Origin of the sequence: Blattabacterium cuenoti BPAA, assembly GCF_000348805.1 — a bacterium.
GTDB classification, from domain to species: domain Bacteria; phylum Bacteroidota; class Bacteroidia; order Flavobacteriales; family Blattabacteriaceae; genus Blattabacterium; species Blattabacterium cuenoti_B.
The window spans coordinates 406,020-427,274 of sequence record NC_020510.1 but is presented as its reverse complement, the minus strand read 5'-3'; the positions used below and the strand labels follow the sequence as shown (position 1 = coordinate 427,274).

General features: G+C 26.6%; 23 protein-coding genes. 21 read left to right on the top strand and 2 right to left on the bottom strand.

Annotated features, from left to right (window positions below; all coding sequences use genetic code 11):
* The first annotated feature begins 83 nt into the window (after positions 1 to 83).
* Positions 84 to 1,712, top strand: coding sequence for a CTP synthase (pyrG, locus tag BPAA_RS02070; protein WP_015430015.1), 1,629 nt, complete (start codon positions 84 to 86; stop codon positions 1,710 to 1,712).
* Positions 1,709 to 3,505: a membrane protein insertase YidC gene (gene yidC / locus BPAA_RS02065; RefSeq protein WP_015430014.1), complete on the top strand. Its 1,797-nt coding sequence runs from the start codon at positions 1,709 to 1,711 to the stop codon at positions 3,503 to 3,505. Before pyrG ends, yidC begins: the two co-directional genes overlap by 4 nt.
* On the opposite strand, the gene BPAA_RS02060 is transcribed toward yidC, so the two are convergent.
* A complete protein-coding gene (locus BPAA_RS02060) occupies positions 3,492 to 4,265 on the bottom strand; it encodes a biotin--[acetyl-CoA-carboxylase] ligase (protein WP_015430013.1) in 774 nt (257 codons plus the stop codon). The genes yidC and BPAA_RS02060 overlap by 14 nt on opposite strands.
* Positions 4,266 to 4,389: 124 nt before the next feature.
* Between BPAA_RS02060 and rsfS the strand changes: the two genes are divergently transcribed.
* Genes rsfS through BPAA_RS02040 form a run of 4 tightly spaced genes read left to right on the top strand, consistent with a single transcriptional unit; the run spans position 4,390 to position 8,274 of the window.
* A complete protein-coding gene (gene rsfS / locus BPAA_RS02055) occupies positions 4,390 to 4,710 on the top strand; it encodes a ribosome silencing factor (protein ID WP_015430012.1) in 321 nt (106 codons plus the stop codon).
* Positions 4,711 to 4,762: 52 nt separating this feature from the next.
* On the top strand, positions 4,763 to 6,712 hold the full coding sequence (gene ftsH / locus BPAA_RS02050; RefSeq protein WP_015430011.1) for an ATP-dependent zinc metalloprotease FtsH: 1,950 nt from the start codon (positions 4,763 to 4,765) through the stop codon (positions 6,710 to 6,712).
* Between the two features lie 20 nt (positions 6,713 to 6,732).
* A complete protein-coding gene (locus BPAA_RS02045) occupies positions 6,733 to 7,566 on the top strand; it encodes a phosphatidate cytidylyltransferase (protein ID WP_015430010.1) in 834 nt (277 codons plus the stop codon).
* A 30-nt stretch (positions 7,567 to 7,596) separates the two neighbouring features.
* Positions 7,597 to 8,274: a phosphatidylserine decarboxylase family protein gene (locus BPAA_RS02040; RefSeq protein WP_015430009.1), complete on the top strand. Its 678-nt coding sequence runs from the start codon at positions 7,597 to 7,599 to the stop codon at positions 8,272 to 8,274.
* 30 nt (positions 8,275 to 8,304) lie between these two features.
* Here BPAA_RS02040 and dnaK read toward each other — a convergent pair whose 3' ends face one another.
* Positions 8,305 to 10,215: a molecular chaperone DnaK gene (gene dnaK / locus BPAA_RS02035; protein ID WP_023469944.1), complete on the bottom strand. Its 1,911-nt coding sequence runs from the start codon at positions 10,213 to 10,215 to the stop codon at positions 8,305 to 8,307.
* A gap of 191 nt (positions 10,216 to 10,406) precedes the next feature.
* On the opposite strand from dnaK, the gene rplM reads away from it, so the two are divergent.
* From rplM to rpsS, 15 genes are all read left to right on the top strand, one after another.
* Positions 10,407 to 10,859, top strand: coding sequence for a 50S ribosomal protein L13 (rplM, locus tag BPAA_RS02030; protein ID WP_015430007.1), 453 nt, complete (start codon positions 10,407 to 10,409; stop codon positions 10,857 to 10,859).
* Complete coding sequence (gene rpsI, locus BPAA_RS02025) at positions 10,856 to 11,233, top strand: 30S ribosomal protein S9 (protein WP_015430006.1); 378 nt, start codon at positions 10,856 to 10,858, stop codon at positions 11,231 to 11,233. Before rplM ends, rpsI begins: the two co-directional genes overlap by 4 nt.
* A 12-nt stretch (positions 11,234 to 11,245) precedes the next feature.
* A complete protein-coding gene (gene rpsB / locus BPAA_RS02020; protein ID WP_015430005.1) occupies positions 11,246 to 11,971 on the top strand; it encodes a 30S ribosomal protein S2 in 726 nt (241 codons plus the stop codon).
* Positions 11,968 to 12,789 carry a translation elongation factor Ts gene (gene tsf, locus BPAA_RS02015; protein ID WP_015430004.1) on the top strand — a complete coding sequence of 274 codons (822 nt, stop codon included), beginning with the start codon at positions 11,968 to 11,970 and terminating at the stop codon, positions 12,787 to 12,789. The genes rpsB and tsf overlap by 4 nt, the downstream gene beginning before the upstream one ends.
* Before the next feature lie 11 nt (positions 12,790 to 12,800).
* The gene (gene gpmI / locus BPAA_RS02010; RefSeq protein ID WP_015430003.1) at positions 12,801 to 14,351 is read left to right on the top strand and encodes a 2,3-bisphosphoglycerate-independent phosphoglycerate mutase; all 1,551 of its coding nucleotides are present in this window, start codon (positions 12,801 to 12,803) and stop codon (positions 14,349 to 14,351) included.
* 7 nt (positions 14,352 to 14,358) lie between these two features.
* Entirely contained in the window at positions 14,359 to 15,174 is an 816-nt protein-coding gene (gene map / locus BPAA_RS02005) for a type I methionyl aminopeptidase (protein WP_015430002.1), read from the top strand.
* 81 nt (positions 15,175 to 15,255) lie between these two features.
* Positions 15,256 to 15,633: a 30S ribosomal protein S12 gene (gene rpsL, locus BPAA_RS02000; protein ID WP_015430001.1), complete on the top strand. Its 378-nt coding sequence runs from the start codon at positions 15,256 to 15,258 to the stop codon at positions 15,631 to 15,633.
* A 7-nt stretch (positions 15,634 to 15,640) separates the two neighbouring features.
* On the top strand, positions 15,641 to 16,117 hold the full coding sequence (rpsG, locus tag BPAA_RS01995) for a 30S ribosomal protein S7 (RefSeq protein ID WP_015430000.1): 477 nt from the start codon (positions 15,641 to 15,643) through the stop codon (positions 16,115 to 16,117).
* A 6-nt stretch (positions 16,118 to 16,123) separates the two neighbouring features.
* Positions 16,124 to 18,250 (top strand): elongation factor G, encoded by a 2,127-nt coding sequence (gene fusA / locus BPAA_RS01990; protein ID WP_015429999.1) that lies wholly within the window; start codon positions 16,124 to 16,126, stop codon positions 18,248 to 18,250.
* Positions 18,251 to 18,256: 6 nt separating this feature from the next.
* Positions 18,257 to 18,562, top strand: coding sequence for a 30S ribosomal protein S10 (rpsJ, locus tag BPAA_RS03150; protein ID WP_015429998.1), 306 nt, complete (start codon positions 18,257 to 18,259; stop codon positions 18,560 to 18,562).
* A gap of 4 nt (positions 18,563 to 18,566) precedes the next feature.
* Positions 18,567 to 19,193, top strand: a complete 627-nt coding sequence (rplC, locus tag BPAA_RS01980; RefSeq protein ID WP_015429997.1) for a 50S ribosomal protein L3 — start codon at positions 18,567 to 18,569, stop codon at positions 19,191 to 19,193.
* Positions 19,190 to 19,822 (top strand): 50S ribosomal protein L4, encoded by a 633-nt coding sequence (gene rplD / locus BPAA_RS01975; RefSeq protein ID WP_015429996.1) that lies wholly within the window; start codon positions 19,190 to 19,192, stop codon positions 19,820 to 19,822. Before rplC ends, rplD begins: the two co-directional genes overlap by 4 nt.
* 11 nt (positions 19,823 to 19,833) lie before the next feature.
* Complete coding sequence (locus tag BPAA_RS01970) at positions 19,834 to 20,124, top strand: 50S ribosomal protein L23 (RefSeq protein WP_015429995.1); 291 nt, start codon at positions 19,834 to 19,836, stop codon at positions 20,122 to 20,124.
* Positions 20,124 to 20,951 (top strand): 50S ribosomal protein L2, encoded by an 828-nt coding sequence (gene rplB, locus BPAA_RS01965; protein WP_015429994.1) that lies wholly within the window; start codon positions 20,124 to 20,126, stop codon positions 20,949 to 20,951. Before BPAA_RS01970 ends, rplB begins: the two co-directional genes overlap by 1 nt.
* Before the next feature lie 12 nt (positions 20,952 to 20,963).
* A complete protein-coding gene (rpsS, locus tag BPAA_RS01960) occupies positions 20,964 to 21,251 on the top strand; it encodes a 30S ribosomal protein S19 (RefSeq protein ID WP_015429993.1) in 288 nt (95 codons plus the stop codon).
* Positions 21,252 to 21,255 lie beyond the last annotated feature (4 nt).

The window sequence follows — 21,255 nt, the reverse complement described above, 5'->3', positions numbered from 1 at the left end:
GAATTTGGTAAATATAAAAAAAAAATCATAAATTCTCGTTTTTTGAATGAGAATTTTCTAATTCTATTTGTATTTTTATTTTAATGAAGACAAAATATATTTTCGTTACAGGAGGAGTTACCTCTTCTTTGGGAAAAGGAATTGTTTCGGCTTCGTTGGGAATGTTATTAAAAGCTAGAGGATATAAAGTTTCTATATTAAAATTGGATCCTTATTTTAATATAGATCCGGGAACTTTAAATCCTTATGAACATGGTGAATGTTTTGTAACAAAAGATGGAGCAGAAACAGATTTAGATTTAGGGCATTATGAACGATTCTTAAGTCAATCCACAAGCAAAGAAAATAATGTAACATCGGGATTGATATATAAAACAGTGATAGATAATGAAAGAAAAGGAAACTATTTAGGAAAAACTGTTCAAGTTATTCCTCATATTACTAATGAGATTAAAAGACGAATCAAAATTCTTGGAGAGTCAGAAAAAAATTATGATATTATCATTACGGAGATAGGAGGGACTGTAGGAGATATAGAAAGTTTACCTTATGTTGAATCAGTACGTCAGTTAAAATGGGAATTAGGAAAATTTAATGGATTGGTCATTCATTTGACATTGCTTCCTCATATTACGGTTACTGGAGAAATTAAAACGAAACCAACACAACATTCTGTTCGAAATTTAATGGAAAATGGAATACAAGCAGATATTCTAGTGTGTAGAACAGAAAAACATATATCCGATAATATTAGAAAAAAATTAGCCTTATTTTGTAACGTAAAACCAAAACATGTTATTGAATCAATAGATACTAAAATTATATATGAAATACCTTATTTATTACATTTACAAAATTTTGATGAAGTAGTACTGAATCATTTGAATTTATCTACTCACACTATTCCAGATTTAAAAAAATGGAAAACTTTTATTAAAAAATATAAAAATCCAAAACATGAAACGAAAATTGCATTGGTTGGAAAATATGTTTCATTACATGATTCTTACAAATCAATTACTGAAGCTTTAATTCATGCAGGAACGGAAAATGAAACTTATGTTAATATAAAATGGATTTATTCAGAAATGATCAAAGAAAAAAATATAAAAAAATATTTTAAAGGAATTTCAGGAATTTTAGTAGCTCCAGGATTTGGAAATAGAGGAATAGAAGGTAAAATACTTGCAGCAAAGTATGCAAGAGAAAATAAAATTCCATTTTTTGGAATATGTTTGGGTATGCAAATAGCCGTAATAGAATTTGCTAGAAATGTATTAGGATTAAAAGAAGCAGAAAGTTATGAAACAAACCCAAAAACATCTCATCCTGTAATAAGTTTAATGGAAAAACAAAAAAAACGGACTCATACAGGAGGAACAATGCGTTTAGGAAATTGGAAATGTACTCTTGTTGAAGGATCTAAAATATATTCTATTTATGGAAAAAAAAAAGAAATTTTTGAAAGACATCGTCATAGATATGAATTTAATAATAATTATTTAGAATTTTTTTCTAATGCTGGAATGAAAGCAGTTGGAGTAAATCTAGAAACAGGTTTAGTAGAAGCATTAGAATTAGAAAATCATATTTTTTTCTTGGGAGTTCAATATCATCCAGAATATCAAAGTACAGTAACTCATCCACATCCTTTATTTACTAATTTTATACAGGTTTCTATAATAGTTTCTCAGAATTCTTCTTATATATGAAGGATAAAAATTTAGATTATAGTTCCATAATAGGATTAGTTCTTATATTGTCTGTTTTAATGATTTTTACTTATTTTAACAAAAATCATACTAATACTAATAAACATAATAAGTTTAAAAAACTTGATTTAAATTATCAGGAATTTTCTATTACGGATCAAAGAAAAAAGAATCATTTTTTTTTATTAGAAAATGATGTTTTGAAACTGAAAATATCTAGTTTGGGAGGAGGAATTCATGATGTTCTTTTGAAAAAATATAAGGCATATGATCCTTTGTTATCATATCATGCTAAAAATCTTTATTTAATTAAAAATTCTAATTTTTTATACAAATTATCTTTTTTAAATCAAAAAGGGTTAAATATTGATACAAATACTTTATACTTTCAACCTATTTTACTAGAGAAAAATAAAATATCTGGAATTAGAACTCTTACTATGAGAGCTAAAAATCCTTATGGAAAAGGATTTTTGGATTATATATATACAATAGGAGAAAAAAATCAGTATGATATTGGCTTTTCTATTCGAACTAAAAACTTTTCTTTTTTTCAAAAGAAAGGATTGATCTTAAATTTAGAACATAAAATTTTATCTTTAGAAAAGGATAGAGATTGGGAAAATTCATATACTCAAGTATGTTATTCTGTTTATTCTAATAATGGAAATTCGAATTATTCCGATTCTGTAAAATATTTATCTGAAAAAAAAACGGAAGATAAAAATATATATGGAGTGAAATGGATTGCTCATAAGCAACAATTTTTTTCTTTTATATTCATTCCAGAAAAAATATTAAAAAATGTTTTTGTTCAATCTGAAAATTTGTCTTCAGGATTTTTTCTAAAGAAGATTCAATTGAAAACATTTATAAATCCAGTAAAAAATGAGGATATTTCTTTTCGTTTTTATTTTGGTCCTTTGGATTTAAAAGTATTAAAAAAATATCAAAATGGATTCGAAAATATTATTCCATTTGGTTGGGTTTTTCTCAAGTGGATCAATAAATATTTCTTTTTAATAGTTTTTCAATTTTTGGAAAAAACAAATTTAAATTATGGTGTTATTATTATTTTGATGACTATAGTTGTGAAACTTATATTATATCCAATTACTTATAAACAATATAAATTAAGTGCCATAATGAAATCAATTCGTCCAGAGATAGAAAAATTAAATCACAAATATAGGAAAGATGTTTTTAAAAAACAAAGAGCTATAATGGAGTTATATCATAATGTTGGAATTAATCCAATGTCTGGATGTATTTCTACATTATTTCAGATTCCTATTTTTTATTCTTTATTTAAATTTTTTCCAACTCTTATTAATTTGAGAGGAAAATCTTTTTTATGGGTAGAAGATCTTACTTCATATGATTCAATATTTAAATTACCTTTTTTTATTCCTTTTTATGGAAATCATGTAAGTTTACTCACTTTATTGTATTCTTTAGCTTCATTAGTTTATACAAAACTTAGTAATAATGGAAGAAAGAATGTTTCTAAAAATGGAGATGATTCTTCTATTCCTGATATGAATTTTTTATTATATTTAATGCCCATCGTAATGTTATTATTTATAAATAGTTACGCTTCTGCTTTATCTTTATATTATTTTACATCTAACATAATTAACATTGTATTTTTCTTTTTTATCAAAGAGTTTATGTTAGATGAAAAAAAAATCCTCATAAAAATTCAAGAAAAAAAAGAAATAAAACGCAATTATTGGAATAATATAATCAAAAAAATAAAAAATAAAAGGGATGAGAATCCTACTTCGGAATAAGGAATTCTATTTCTTTATGATAGAAAAAATATAATTTTTTATTGGATTCTATCACTAAAAATCCTTGATCTGTTATAGTTCGTATTGTTCCAGAAATGTAATGATTTGTTTTATAAATATAAAAAATAGAAGTTTTATCTTTTAAATATAGATGATTGATATAGTAATCTCGTATGAATTTTTCTCCATAAATTGTAAAAAAAAGATATTCTTTTTGGAAGGAATATATAATTTTGTGAAATAGAAGATCTAAATCCAAATTTAGATTGAATATTTCTTTCAGAGAAGAAGCATTCCATTTTTTTTTGAATTGTTTTTGAAAAACATTTAAACCTATTCCAACGATAATAGTATGAATTGTTTTTGACAAAATACTATTTTCTATTAAAATACCACCTATTTTTTTATTATTAATAATAATATCATTAGGCCATTTAATCCAAATTCTTTCTTTATTGTTTTGATTATAACATTTCGATAAAGTTTTATGTATTGCATTGCTTATAACAAGATTTATAATATGTATTTTTTTTACATGTAAAGTTTTAATAGGTTTAAAAACAATGCTGAAAGTTAAGTTTTTCCTTTCTTCTGTATGCCATAAGTTTTTATTCATTCCTATTCCTTTGGTTTGATTCATTGTCCAAATGACCATCCAATTATATTTATTGTTATTATAAATATATTTTTTAGCATATTGATTTGTAGAATTAATTTTTTTTAATACAATTAGATTTATAGGCCAAATCAATTTTTTCAAAATGTTTTATATTAAAAAATTTAACTTCTTTAAAACGAAAACCTTATTTTTGTTTTTTTGAAATAAAATTAATATAAAGAAATACTGGATGATTCATTTAACAATATGAAAAATAATTTTTGTTTTGCTATTACACAAAATCATAGAAGGAATTCAAATAGTTAAAGGAGAAGATATATCTATTATAAATTTAAAAAATAGAGAAAATTTTATTTGTGATTATTTTGTTATTTGTAATGGAATTACTCACAATCAAGTGTATGCTATTTCTCAATCTATAGAAAAAATGACGATAGAGAAACTACAGAAAAAACCTTGGCATGTAGAAGGATTAAAAAATAGAGAATGGATTTTGGTTGATTATATTTCTATTGTTGTTCATATTTTTCAAAAACAGTTAAGATTATATTATGATATAGAAAATATTTGGAATAAAAATTCATAAAAAAAACTAAGGTTTTTATTTATTAAAATTATTAAGTAATGAAGAAACCTATATGATAAATAAAAAAATAAAAAGTAAAAACAACTTTTTTTGGGTATATGCAGTCATTTTTGCCATATTTTTGGGGATATTTTTTTTCAAATCTTCATTTTCTAATCCCAGAAAAATAGATCAGGATACTTTCTTTGATATTCTGTCGAAAGGAGAAGTACAGAAAATTATAGTAAAACATAGAGAAATGGTATATGTTTATTTAAAAAAAGAATTTTTATCATTTAATAATTCCACTCAAAGCATTATTAGAAATAATGAAAAAAAGTCCATCACACAACAACCATTGCAATATGAATTTGAAATAGGAGACTTGCAATTTTTTCAAAAAAAATTTGAGGAATATAAAAAAAAATACAATCTAAATACTCTTATTGATTTTAAAAATCAACAAGAATATACTATTACCAAATTTCTTTTCGATTATGGAATATTTTTTATATTATTAATCGTTTTTTGGATTTTTTTATTTAGGAGAATAGGATCTACTAGTGGAGGTCCCGGAAGTCAGATATTTAATATAGGAAAATCCAGAGCTAAACTATTTGATGAACATGATAATGTAAAAATAACGTTTAAAGACGTAGCTGGTTTAGAAGAAGCTAAAGAAGAAGTTCAAGAAATAGTAGAATTTTTAAAAAGTCCTAAAAAATATACTAAACTTGGAGGAAAAATTCCTAAAGGAGCTTTGTTGATAGGACAACCAGGAACAGGAAAAACTTTATTAGCAAAAGCAGTAGCAGGAGAAGCAAAGGTTCCATTTTTTTCTTTATCAGGATCAGATTTTGTGGAAATGTTTGTAGGAGTAGGGGCTTCTAGAGTGAGAGATCTATTTGAAAAAGCTAAGGAAAAGTCACCATGTATCATATTTATTGATGAAATAGATGCTATAGGAAGAGCTCGTGGAAAAAGTAATATAGCTGGATCAAATGATGAAAGAGAAAATACTTTAAATCAACTTTTGACAGAAATGGATGGATTTGGTACTCATACAAATGTTATTGTGTTAGCTGCTACCAATAGATCCGATATTTTGGATAAAGCTTTACTTCGTCCCGGTCGTTTTGACCGTACCATATTAGTAGATCCACCTGAATTAAATGAAAGAAAAGAAATATTTCGTGTACATCTTAAAAGATTAGTATTATCTGATAACGTAGATATCGATTTTTTATCAAGACAAACTCCAGGATTTAGTGGAGCGGATATAGCCAATGTTTGTAACGAATCAGCTCTGATAGCAGCAAGAAGAGATAGATCTCAAATAGAAAATCAAGATTTTCTTGATGCAATAGACCGTATTATTGGAGGGTTAGAAAAAAAGAACAAAATTATAAAACCAAATGAAAAAAAACGGATTGCTTATCATGAGGCTGGACATGCTACAATAAGTTGGTTGCTAGAACATGCCGCACCTTTAGTAAAAGTTACTATAGTTCCAAGAGGAAGATCCTTAGGATCAGCTTGGTATCTTCCAGAAGAAAGACAATTAACGACTCCAGAACAAATGAAAGATGAAATATGTGCATTATTAGCAGGAAGATCTGCAGAAGAAATTGTTTTCAGTAGCATATCTACTGGAGCTTTAAATGATTTAGAAAGAGTAACTAAACAAGCTCAGTCTATGGTGGCTATTTTTGGATTAAATGAAAAAATTGGAAATATTTCTTACTATGATTCAACAGGACAAAATGATTTTTCTTTTTCAAAACCTTATAGTGAAAAAACAGCTCAAATTATAGATGAAGAAATATCTAAAATTATAACAGAACAATATCAAAGAGCTAAAAATATATTGAAAAATAATGAAAAAAAATTATCTATGTTGGCTAATAAACTATTAGAAAAAGAAGTTATTTTTAGAGAAGATTTGAAAACGATTTTTGGAGAAAGGCCTTATCCTGATGATATTGGAGATATGCTAACTATTAGTAATACATCTTCTTATTAAATGTTTTGATTTCTGGATAAGTGTGTAATAAAAAAAAAAAAGATTCAAACTTTCTAATCAGGATTTTTACCGGATTGGTTTATGTTATTTTAATTCTTTTTTCTATTGAAAAAGGAGAACAAACTTTTAGAATAATGATGATGTTGTTGTCTTTTTTTTGTTTATTCGAATTTTTATTGATTTTAAGAACAAACACAACTTTAATTAAAATTACTTCTTTGTTTTTTTTATTTTCCATTTTTATGGATCTTTTTATCAACAAAAAAGAAAAGGGGTTAATATTATATGTAATTTGTTTTATTCCTTATTCCATAATTTTTTTTGTTATTCAATTATTTTCTACAAAATCTTCTTCCAAAGAAAAAATAGTACAAATAAGTCATCTAATTTTTGGATTGGTATATATTATTATGCCATTTTATTTAGCATCTTATATATATGCTATGATCCATCATGGAAAACAATTAATTTTAGGTGTATTTATTTTAATATGGACAAATGATTCTTTATCCTATTTAATAGGAAAAAAATGGGGAAAAAGAAAAATAGCTATATCTATTTCTCCAAAAAAATCAATAGAAGGAGTTATTGGTGGATTATTTTCTTGCCTAATATTAGGTTTTTTTTTGTCCAAAATATGGAAAGAAAAATATTGGTTTATTTTATCTATTACTGTTCCTATTTTTTCTACGATTGGTGATCTTGTAGAATCTACCATTAAAAGATCTTGTAGTGTAAAAGATTCTGGAATTTTATTTCCTGGTCATGGTGGTTTTTTAGATAGATTAGATAGTTTTATTTTTGTTATTCCTATTATAGCTACTGTAGTAGCTAGTATGATTTATATTTTTTGAATAAAATTATGATACAAAATTTTTATAATCATGATTCATAGAGAAGGAATTCCATTTCTAGGATATACATTAGTAGTAATATTATTATTAATTATTTTTTCTTTTTTTCTATTATCTAGATTAATTTTTGTTTTTACCTCAGTTTTTTTTATCATTCTTTATTTCTTTTTTATTTTCTTTTTTAGAAATCCGAAAAGAAATTTTTATGAAGTTCATGAAAAAAATTATTATAACAGCAAAGAAATCATAATATCTCCTGCTGATGGAAAAATTTTGAGTATACAAAAAATTTTTGAAAATGAATTTTTGAAAAAAAATTGTATATGTCTCTCCATTTTTATGTCTCCTTTTAATGTGCACGTTAATAGATTTCCTGTTTCTGGAAAAGTTATTTATGTAAAATACCATCCAGGAAGCTATATGATAGCTTGGACAACTAAATCTTCATCACATAATGAACATACAACAACAGTAGTCGAAACCAATAAAGGCAAAAAAATATTATTCCGACAAATAGCTGGTTTTTTAGCCAGACGTATTAGCATTTATGCAAAAAAAAATTCTATGGTCAAAAAAGGAGATGAATTTGGTTTTATTAAATTTGGATCTAGAGTTGATATTTTTTTACCATTAAACTCTATAATTTTGGTGAAAAAGGGAGAAAAAGTTACTGGAGGAGAAACTAAAATTTCTATAATTCCATTATAATAATAGACTCCCTTTATCAATTTTTATTTATTATTTTACTTCTTCATAATCTACATCTTGTATATTTTCATTTCCTTTGCTATTTCTTTCTTCTTCATCTTCTTTTTTATTATTATTTGATTGATTGCTTTTATTCGTATTTTTTATGTTATAAATTTCTTGAGAAGCATTAGTCCAAGCTTCGTTTAGTTTTTTCATATAATTATCAATAGAAACAAAATCTTTTTTAGAATGAGCTTCTTTCAATTTTTCTAAAGAATCTTCTATATTTTTCTTATTATTTTCAGATAATTTATTTCCATAATCTTTCAATTGTTTTTCAGATTGAAAAATCTGATTATCTGCTGCATTTAATTTTTCGATTTCTCTTTTGATTTTTTCATCTTTTTTAGCATTTTCTTTTGCCTCTCTTTTCATTTTTTCTATTTCTTCTTGATTTAATCCTGATGAGGTTTCAATACGTATTGATTGTTCTTTTCCTGTTCCTTTATTTTTTGCGGAAACATTAAGTATACCATTTGCATCTATATCAAAAGTAACCTCAATTTGAGGAATACCTCTAGGTGCTGGAGGAATATCGACTAAATCAAATCTACCTATTTCTTTATTATCATTGAACATTGGTCTTTCACCTTGTCCTACCCGTATAGTTACTGCTGATTGGTTATCAGATGCTGTAGAAAAAATTTCTGATTTTTTAGTAGGTATTGTTGTATTAGATTCAATAAGTTTTGTAAAAACTCCTCCTAAAGTTTCAATTCCTAAAGATAAAGGAGTTACATCTAATAATAATACATCTTGCACATCTCCCGTTAATACTCCTCCTTGTATAGCCGCTCCAATAGCTACTACTTCATCTGGATTAACCCCTTTAGATGGTTTTTTTCCAAAAAATTTTTCCACTTCCTCTTGTACTTTTGGAATCCGTGTTGATCCTCCAACTAAAATGACTTCGTCTATATTTTGAGTTGTTAAATTAGCATCTTTTAATGCTTTAGAACAAGGATTAATGGAACGCTGTATTAACTTTTCTGATAATTGTTCAAATTTTGAACGAATTAAGGTTAAAACTAAATGTTTAGGTCCTGATTCTGTTGCTGTGATATAAGGAAGATTTATTTCTGTTTGATTTGAAGAAGATAATTCTATTTTAGCTTTTTCAGATGCTTCTTTTAAACGTTGTAAGGCCATAGGATCCTTTCTAAGATCTAATCCTTCTTTAGACTTAAATTCATTTGCCAAATAGTTAATGATAACTTGATCAAAATCATCTCCCCCTAAGTGAGTATCTCCATTAGTAGATAAAACTTCAAAAACTCCATCTCCTAATTCTAGAATAGAGACATCAAAAGTTCCTCCTCCTAAATCGTATACAACTATTTTTTTATTTTGATTGCTTTTATCTAAACCATAAGCTAAAGCAGCTGCAGTTGGTTCATTTATAATTCTTTCTACTTTTAATCCCGCTATCTCTCCAGATTCTTTAGTAGCTTGTCTTTGTGCATCATTGAAATAAGCAGGAACCGTAATTACGGCTCTGTTAACTTCTTCTCCCAAATAATCTTCAGCTGTTTTTTTCATTTTTTGTAAAATCATTGCAGATATTTCTTGGGGAGCGTATAATCTTTTTTCTATATCAACACGTGGAGTATTGTTTCCTCCTTTTATAACTTTATAAGGAATATGTTTCAATTCTTCAGTAACTTCTGAGTACATTCTTCCCATAAATCTTTTGATAGAGAAAATAGTTTTTTGTGGATTAGTGACAGCTTGCCTTTTTGCAGGATCTCCTATTTTCCTTTCACCTCCTTCTACGAAAGCTACTATAGATGGAGTTGTCCTTTTACCTTCTGAATTAGGGATCACAACAGGATCATTAATTTCCATAACAGCGACACAAGAATTTGTTGTTCCTAAATCTATGCCTATAATTTTACTCATTTTATTACGTTTTTTCATATGTTAATTTCATTCAATAGCACTCCAATCATTATGCCATAATGAAAATAAAACCTTTATAAATAAAGGGAATAGAAAGTATGACAATAAAAGGCTTTCATAAAAAAAAATTTTTATGACAAAAAGTCATTTGTTAAAATTTCTTATATTGATATCGATAAAATCAAATAAATATGAATTTTTTGAGTTTTAAAACGATTTCAGCTAAAAAAAGTTCTTTCGTAAAATCTTGGATAATAATAGATGCAGAAAATCAAATTTTAGGAAGATTATCTACTGAAATTTCTCGTATTATAATGGGAAAACATAAACCTTTTTTTTCTCCTAATATAAATTGTGGAGATCATGTTATTGTTATTAATTCTAATAAAATAAAACTTACTGGAAAAAAATGGAATAACAAAAAATATATTCATTATACTGGTTATCCAGGTGGACAAAAAGTGATTTCTATTCAAAATTTATTGAATAAAGATTCAAGATTTATAATATATAAATCAGTAAAAGGAATGTTACCTAAAAATCGTTTAGGACGATTGATTTTCAAAAATTTACATGTGTATCCAACATCAGAACATAAACATAAAGCTCAAAAACCTATTTTATTGAAATTAAAAAAATTATGATACATACCATAGGAAGAAGAAAAAGATCTCTTGCGCGCATTTATTTAAAAATAGGAAACGGATTAATAATTATCAATTCTATAAAATTATCCCAATATTTTCCAAAATACCTTCATTCGAAAATACTATATCCTATTGAAATAGTGAATAAAATAGGAGAATTTGATATCAATGCAAAAGTTTTTGGAGGGGGCTTCAATGGGCAATCAGAAGCAATTCGTCTTGCTATATCTCGTGCACTTTGTCTATTTGATATAAAAAATAGAAAAAAACTAAAATCTGAAGGATTATTGACACGTGATTCTAGGGAAGTAGAAAGGAAAAAGTTTGGACAGAAAAAAGCAAGAAAAAAATATCAATTTTCAAAACGTTAAAATCAAATTAGTATGGAAATAAATACTCAAGATTTATTAAAAGCTGGGGTTCATTTTGGACATATTGCACGAAAATGGAATCCTAACATGCGTCCTTTCATTTTTATGAAAAAAGGAGGAATTCATATTATAGATTTAGCAAAAACAATTTCAAAGTTAGAGGAAGCTTGTCATGAGTTAAAAAAAATAGCAAAAAACGGAAAAAAAATATTATTAGTAGGAACAAAAGCTCAAGCTAGAGAAAAAATTTCTTTTTATGCAAAAAGGATCAATATGCCTTGTATAACAGAAAGATGGTTAGGGGGGTTGCTTACAAATTTTACAACGATTCGTAAATCTGTAAAAAAAATGAATAACATAGAAAAAATGAAAAAAAACGGAACTTTCTATACTTTATCCAAAAAAGAGAGATTATTAATTGACCGATTATATGATAAATTATATAAAAATTTAGGGAGTATTTCGAGTATGACCCATATACCAGGTGGCATTTTTTTGGTAGATCCAAATAAAGAAAAAATAGCTTTAACTGAAGCTAAAAAATTAAGAATACCTGTTTTTGCTATGGTAGATACGAATACAAATCCTCATGATATTCAATTTCCTATTCCTTCTAATGACGATTCTTCTAAATCCATAGATATTATTTTAAAATTTGTGTCAAAAGCTATTCAACATGGAATTTCTATCAATAAGAATGAACGTGAAAATAAAAATCTTGTAAATAAAAAATTATGAAAATTTCCATAAAAGAAATTAATAAACTTAGAAAAATCACAGGAATTGGAATTATGGATTGCAAAAAAGCATTGATTCATTCTAATGGAAATATAGATAAAGCTATCCGTGTTTTACGAAAAAAAGGAGAGAAGATAGCAATTAATCGTTCATTCTCTAAAATGAAAGATGGTGCTATCATTTCTTCTGTAAATTTTAATTATTCTTGTGGAACAATCATAGGAATTAGTTGCGAAACTGATTTTTTATCTAAAAATTCTGAATTTTTGAGTCTTTTGTCCATACTTTCAAAACAATCATTATTATTTAATAATAAAACTGATTTTTTATCTAGTTCGTATAATGAGTACGGAAGTATACAGGAAATGATTGTAAATTACATGGGAGTTGTAGGGGAGAAATTAGAATTAAAAATTTTTGAGAAAATAGATTCTCCATTTGTAATGAACTATACTCATAATACTAATAATAAAATAGCAACATTAGTTGGTTTTTCTAAAAAAGTAAACAATATATCTATGGCTAAGGATATAGCAATGCATATAACTGCTATGAATCCTATAGCTATTCATGAAAAAGAAATCCCACATTCATTAATGAATGAAGAAATTGAAATTATTGAAGATCAAGTTCAAAAAAAAAATAAATCTGATTCTATAAAAAAAAATATAATTCAGGGAAAAATTAAAAAATTTATACTAGAAAATACTCTTCTTAATCAAAAATTTATAAAAGAGGATAAAATAACTGTTCAAGAATATTTAGATAAACATGATAAAAACTTAAAAATAAATCTTTTTAAAAGAATTAGTATTTAAATAAAAATTAAATGAAGAAATTAATATTAATAATTTTGGATGGTTGGGGTTTATCTTCTTATCAAAATCATTATTCTTCTGCAATAGAACAAGCTTTTACTCCATTCATTGATTATTGTTCTAAAAATTTTCCTTGTAGTAAACTAAAAGCATCAGGAAGTGATGTTGGATTACCTGAGGGACAAGTGGGAAATTCAGAGGTGGGACATATAAATTTGGGAGCTGGACGAAAAGTTATTCAAAGTTTGGAGAAAATTAATGCTTCTATTAAAAACGAATCGTTTTTAAAAAAAATAAATATTTTTTTTGATGAGATTGTTACTTCTAAAAAAAGAATTCATTTTATTGGATTATTATCTGATGGAGGGGTTCATTCACATATGAATCATCTTTTTTATTTGCTTAAAATAGCTCATAAAAAAAAAATGAAAGATGTTTTTATACATGTTTTTACAGATGGAAGAGATTCTTCTCCAAAAGGGAGTATTTTTTATATAAGAAAACTTTTGAATATGACTGAACAATATGTTGGAAAATTGTCTTCTGTTATCGGAAGATATTATTCAATGGACCGTAATCATAAGTGGGAAAGAACTAAAAAAGCATATGATGCCATGGTTAATTCAAAAGGAATTTTTACTAAAAATATTATTTCATCGATAGAAAAATTTTATACTAATGGAGTCACAGATGAATTTCTATTTCCTTTAATCATTGTTGATGAAAATGAAATTCCTATTTCCAGAATTGAAAATGGAGATGTTGTTTTTTGTTTCAATTTTCGTCCTGATCGTTCCAGACAAATTACAGAACTTTTGACAAGAAACAATACTTTTTTTCCAAAAATGAAAAAATTAAATTTATCTTATTATATAACTATGACTTGTTTTAATCCTAAATATAAAGGGGTTCATGTTCTTTTTGAGAAAGAATATTTGTCAGAAACTTTGGGAGAAATTTTAGAAAATGAAGGGAAACAACAAATACGTATAGCTGAAACAGAAAAATATCCACATGTTACTTTTTTTTTCTCAGGAGGGAGAGAAATTCCTTTTCATAGAGAAATAAGAATTTTATGTGAATCTCCTAAAGTTTCTACTTATGATTTAAAACCTGAAATGAGTGCAGAAAATATTGTAAAAAAAATTATTCCTGAATTGAAAAGAAAACAGTCAGATTTTATTTGTCTAAATTTTGCAAATCCAGATATGGTGGGACATAGTGGTAAAATGAAAGAAACAATAAAAGCATGTGAATTTGTTGATAAATGTGTAAAAGATTGCTCTGAAGAAGCTATAAAAAATTCATATACAGTTATTATAGTAGGAGATCATGGAAATGCAGATTATATGATTAATTTAGATGGAACACCTCATACAGCTCATACTACATCTCAAGTTCCTTTTATTCTTTTAGATCAAAATATAAAAAAAAAAGATTTTTTTCTAAAAAAGGAAGGAATATTATCAGATGTAGCTCCTACTATTTTACAATTAATGGGTCTTCCTATTCCTAAAATTATGAATGGAACTTCTATGATCATAAAAAATTATAAAAAATAATTTTGTTTTGATACAATTGAAAACTATTGAAGAAATAATTTTAATTAAAAAAAGTGCTTTTTTAGCTTCTAAAACATTAGGAATGTTAGCTAAAGAAGTAAAACCAGGGATTCATACTCTTTATTTAGATAAACTTGCAGAAATTTTTATTCGTGATCATGGTGGAAAACCCGCTTTTTTAGGATTATATAATTTTCCGAATACTTTGTGTGTTTCTCCAAATAATCAAGTAGTACATGGAATTCCTAATCGGACCCCTTTATGTGAAGGAGATATATTATCTATAGATTGTGGAGTTTATATGAATGGATTTTATGGAGAACATGCTTATACTTTTGAAGTTGGAAAAGTATCTTGTGATACAAAAGAATTTTTAGAATGTTCTAAAAAATCTCTTTACATTGGAATATCCAATTGTAAATATGGAAATAGTATTGGAGATATAGGTTATTCAATACAATCTTATGTTGAAAAACATGGTTATAATGTAGTGAAAGATCTTGTAGGTCATGGATTGGGGAAAAATATGCATGAAGATCCAAAAATTCCAAATTTTGGAAAAAAAGGAAAAGGTTTTAAATTAAAAGAAGGATTAGTTCTTTCTATAGAACCAATGGTAACCATTGGTTCATCTGAAATAGTTTTTCATAAGGATGGATGGACAATTACTACTCTAGATAACAAAAATTCAGCTCATTATGAACATAATGTAGCGATTGTAGATGGATTACCTTGTTTACTTTCAACTTTTCGTTATATTTATAAAGAACTTAATATAAAATCATTAGAAGAAGATTCTTTTCAAAATCAAAAAATTCATTAATATTAAATATTATATTAACATGAATTTTGAAGTTTTGTAATTTATTATTAAATAACATAATTTGCATTTTAAATATAGGATATGCCTACTATACAGCAATTAATAAGAAAAGGAAGAAATTCTGTTTCTAAAAAGAGGAAATCTGTAGCTCTAGAATTTTGTCCTCAAAAAAGAGGAGTCTGTACTAGAGTTTATACTACTACACCAAAGAAACCAAACTCCGCTATGCGAAAAGTCGCTCGTGTTCGTTTTACAAACGGAAGAGAAGTCATTAGTTATATTACAGGAGAAGGACATAATCTTCAAGAACATTCTATTGTATTAGTTAAAGGAGGAAGAGTAAAGGATTTACCAGGGGTAAAATATAAAATAGTACGGGGGGCTAGAGATACAGCTGGAGTCAATGGAAGAAAAAAAAGTAGAAGTAAATATGGAGCTAAAATAGCTAAAAAAGATTAAACTATTAATGAGAAAAGTTAAAAAAAAAGAAAAAGTATATTTTCCTGATCCTAAATTTCATGATCCTCTAGTAACACGTTTTGTGAATCATTTAATGAAAAATGGTAAAAAAAATATAGCTTATAATATATTTTACAATGCTATGGAAAAAATAGACATGATCAAGGAAAAAGAAGAAAAGCCTGCGTTGGAAATATGGAAGGAAGGATTAAAAAATGTCATGCCTCATGTAGAAGTGAGAAGTCGTCGTATAGGAGGATCTAATATCCAAGTGCCTGTTCCTATTTCTTCTAATAGTAAAATAACAAAAGCAATGAAATTGTTAATATCTAGTGCTTCTACTAGAAATGAAAAAACAATGGCTAATAAATTGGCATATGAAACATGGGACGCTTTTCATGAACAAGGTGAAGCTGTGAAAAGAAAAGAAAATATTCATAAGATGGCCGAAGCAAATAAAGCCTTTTCGCATTTTAGATTTTAGTTATGTATGGAAAAAGATTTAAAATATACAAGAAATATAGGAATCGCAGCGCATATTGATGCGGGAAAAACTACTACTACAGAAAGAATTTTATTTTATACAGGAATAAATCACAAAATAGGAGAAGTTCATGATGGAGCGGCTACTATGGATTGGATGCAACAAGAGCAAGAACGTGGAATAACGATTACTTCTGCAGCTACATGTTGTGAATGGATGTATAATAGAAAGAAATATCAAATTAATATTATAGATACTCCAGGTCATGTAGATTTTACTGTAGAAGTAGAAAGATCTATGAGAGTTTTAGATGGAATGGTCGTTTTATTTAGTGCAGTAGATGGGGTAGAACCTCAATCTGAAACTATATGGAGACAAGCAGATAAATATGAGATTCCTAGAATAGCTTTTGTAAACAAAATGGATCGTCAAGGTGCTGATTTTTTTAATGTATGTTCTCAAATACGGAAAATTTTAGGAGCAAATTCAATTCCTCTACAAATTCCTATTGGAATTGGAGATAATTTTAAAGGAGTCATAGATTTAATTGAAAATAAATCTATTATATGGGATGAAAAAAATTATGGAATGACATATTATCAGATTCCTATTCCAGAAAATATGAAAAATATGGTTTGTGATTATCAAAATCAACTTCTTGAAACGTTATCTGAACATGATGATGTAATCATGGAAAAGTTTTTATATGGAAAGGAAAATTATTCTTCTATTTCAAAAGAGGAAATTCTTTTTTCTTTACGAGAAAATACCATAAAAATGAATGTTATTCCTATTTTATGTGGTTCTTCTTTCAAAAATAAAGGAGTTCAAGCTATATTGGATGCTATATGTAGATATTTACCTTCTCCTCTTGAAGTAAAAGATATAGTGGGAGTAAATCCTATAAATCAAAAGAAAGAAACAAGAAAACCTAGTGAAAATGAACCTTTTTCTGCCTTGGCTTTTAAAATTGCAAGTGATCCTTTTGTTGGTAGATTAGCCTTCTTTAGAGTTTATTCTGGAAAGATAGGATCAGGTTCTTATAGTTTTAATGCTAGATCAGGAAATAAAGAACGAATATCTAGGATATATCAAATGCATGCAAATAAACAAAATCCAGTAGATAAAATTGGAGCTGGAGATATAGCTGCGGTGGTAGGGTTCAAAGACATAAAAACAGGTGATACTTTGTGTGATGAAAAATATCCAATTTTGTTGGAAACAATATTATTCCCCGAACCAGTAATTGGGTTAGCTATTGAGCCTAAATATAAATCGGATATAGATAAAATGAGTTTTGCTTTATCAAAATTAATGGAAGAAGATCCTACTTTTCAAGTGAGAACAGATAATTATACAGGTCAAACTATTATTTCCGGTATGGGTGAACTTCATTTGGAAATTATTGTGGATAGGATGAAGAGAGAATTTAAAGTAGAAGTTAATCAGGGAAAACCTCAAGTAGAATATAAAGAAGCTCTAACGAATTTAGTAGAACATAGAGAAATTTATAAAAAACAAACAGGAGGTAGAGGAAAATATGCGGATATATTATTTAGATTGGAACCCGGAAATATAGGTCAAACTGGATTAGTTTTTATTAATAAAATAAAAGGAGGAAATATCCCAAAAGAATATGTTCCTTCTATAGAAAAGGGATTTAGAGAAATGATGAAAAATGGTCCTTTATCTGGATATGAAATAGATAGTGCTAAAGTTACTGTTTTAGATGGATCTTATCATTCTGTTGATTCTGATCAACTATCTTTTGAATTAGCAGGAAAATTAGGTTTTAGAAAAGCGGCAAAGAAAGCTAACCCTATTTTATTAGAACCAATTATGAAATTGGAAGTTCTCATTCCAGAAGAAAATATGGGAGATATAATAGGAGATTTAAATCGTAGAAGAGGAATTCTGCAAAATATGAATAGTAAAAATAATATAAAAGCAATTCAAGCTTTAGTTCCATTATCAGAAATGTTTGGATATGTTACTGTATTACGAACACTTTCTTCTGGTAGAGGGACTTCTGTTATGGAGTTTTCCCATTATGATACAGTCCCTGTAACTATAATAGAAAATATAATTATAGAAAATAAAAATCAAAAAAAAAATAATAGAAGAAAAAATTGATATACTATGGGTCATGATATAAAAATTAAATTAAAATCTTATGATTATAATTTATTAGACAAATCAGCCGAGAAAATTGTAAATTCTGTCCTTCCCACAGGAGTTGTACTGAACGGACCAGTTCCTTTGCCTACTGAAAAAAAAATATTTACAGTATTACGTTCTCCTCATGTAAATAAAAAATCAAGAGAACAATTTTTTCTTCCTACTCATAAGAGACTTTTACAAATTCATAACGCTTCGTCTAAAACAGTAGATGCTTTAATGAAATTGGAATTACCCAGTGGAGTAGAAGCAGAAATAAAAGTATAAAAATATGAATGGATTAATAGGAAAAAATATAGGAATGACTAGGATTTTTCTGGAAAATGGAGAACATGTTTCATGTACCCTTATTCAAGTAGGGCCTTGTTATATTGTTCAAATAAAAACAATAAAAAATGATGGTTATTCTTCTATTCAATTGGGAATAGATGATCTAAAAGTTATAAAAACTAATAAACCTTTATTTAGTCATTTTAAAAAAGCAGGATTATCTCCGAAAAAAAAATTGTTTGAATTTAAAATGAATAAAGTATCTAATTTGGTTTTGGGGACTTTGATCAAAGTTGATATTTTCAAAGAAGGGGAATTAGTAAATGTAAAAGGAATTTCTAAAGGAAAAGGGTTTCAAGGTGTAATTAAAAGACATAATTTTTCAGGAGTGGGAGAAAGTACTCATGGACAACATAATCGTTTGAGAGCTCCAGGATCAATAGGAGCTGGCTCTGATCCATCACGTGTTTTTAAAGGAAAAAAAATGGCTGGAAAAATGGGAAAAAAAAACGTAACTATTAAAAATTTAAAAATATTGAAAATAGAAACCAATCACAATCTCATGATTCTAAAAGGATCAGTTCCAGGAAATAAAAATTCATATTTAATGATTCAAAAAAAAGAATGAAATTAAAAATTTTAGATATTCAAGGGAATGATACTGATAAAAGAATAGAGTTTCACGAAACTATTTTTTTTAAAAAATCTTATAATCATTCTCTGTATTTAGAGATCAAAAGATATTTATTAGCTCAACGTCAAGGAACACATAAATCTAAAGAAAGAGGAGAATTATCTGGAAGTACTAAAAAATTACATAGACAGAAAGGAACTGGAGGTTCTAGAAAAGGGAACATAAAAAATCCTATTTTTAGAGGAGGGGGAAGAGTTTTTGGTCCTAAACCAAGAAAGTATTTAATAAAATTAAACAAACGTACTAAAAATATAGTCAGAAAATTTCTTATAGAACAAAAATTAGTACGTAATAAAATTTTAATTATAGAAAACTTAAAATTAAATGCTCCAAAAACTAAATTTTTTTTAAAATTACTAAAATCTTTACAATTAGAAAATAAAAAATCATTAATGATCATTGGAGAAACAAACAAAAACTTATATTTATCTTCTAGAAACTTAACTAATTTTAAATTGTTAAGTGTAAACGAATTAGATTGTTTTTCATTGATAAAATTTCCATATATTATTTTTTCTGAAGATTCCGTAAAAAAAATTTATCAATTTTTATCTATGCATTAATAAAAACAAATATGATTTTAATAAAACCTTTTATCACAGAAAAATCTTATAAAGGAAATAAATATAATTGTTATACTTTTTCTGTAGATATAAATTGTAATAAAATTCAAATTCAAAAAAAAATAAATAAATTGTTTGGTTTTTCTGTAAAAAGTATTAGAACAATGATTTATCCTAGAAAAAACAAATCTAAGTATACTAAAAAAGGGTTTCTTTATGGAAAAACCAATAAAATAAAAAAAGCTATTGTTCAATTTTTTGAAAATCAAAAAATTGATTTTTTAAACAAAGAAGAATTTTAATGTCAATAAAAAAGTTAAAACCTATAACACCTGGTCAACGTTTTAGAATTGTAAATTGTTTTGATCAACTTACTACAAAATTTAATTCCGAAAAAACTTTAGTAAAAGGAAAGTGTAAATCTGGAGGTAGAAACAATGTAGGTCGTATGACCATGCGTTATGTTGGTGGTGGACATAAAAAAAAATATAGAAAAATAGATTTTAAAAGAAAAAAATTTGGGATTTCTGCTATTATAAAATCTATAGAATATGATCCCAATCGGTCTTGTTTTATATCTTTACTTCATTATAAGGATGGAGAAAAAAGGTATATTGTATCAATGGAAGGATTCAAAATAGGAGAAAAAGTAATTTCCGGAAAAAATATATCTTTTAACATAGGAAATTCTACTTTTTTAAGTGAAATCCCTTTAGGGACCAATATATCTTGTATAGAACTTAAACCAGGACAAGGTGCTAAAATAGCAAGAAGTGCTGGATCTTTTGCTCAATTATTTGCAAAAGATGAAAAATATGCGACAATTAAACTTCCTTCTGGAGAAGTTAGAATGATCATGGTTACTTGTATGGCTACAATTGGAATTGTTTCTAATCCTGATCATCAGTTAGAAACATTTGGAAAAGCTGGAAGAAAAAGACACATAGGAAGGAGACCTAGAACAAGGGGTGTTGCTATGAATCCTGTAGATCATCCAATGGGAGGAGGAGAAGGAAAGGCTTCTGGAGGAATACCTAGAAATAGAAAAGGAAAACCCGCTAAAGGATTTAGAACTCGTTCTAAAAAACGATATTCTAATAAATATATTTTACAAAAAAGAAGGAAATAAACATTTACAATCATGGCAAGATCTTTGAAAAAAGGCCCATTTGTTTCTCACAAATTACATAAAAAAGTATTGAACAATCTAAAATTAGATAAAAAAACAATAATAAAAACTTGGTCTAGGCCTTCCACAATTTTACCCGATTTTGTCGGACAAACTTTTTCTGTTCATAATGGAAAACAATTTATCAATGTATATATTACGGAAAATATGATTGGTCATAAGCTTGGAGAATTTGCTCCTACCCGTGTTTTTAGAGGACATGCAGGATCCAAAAATAAGTTGAAAACAACAAAAAATTAGGAAA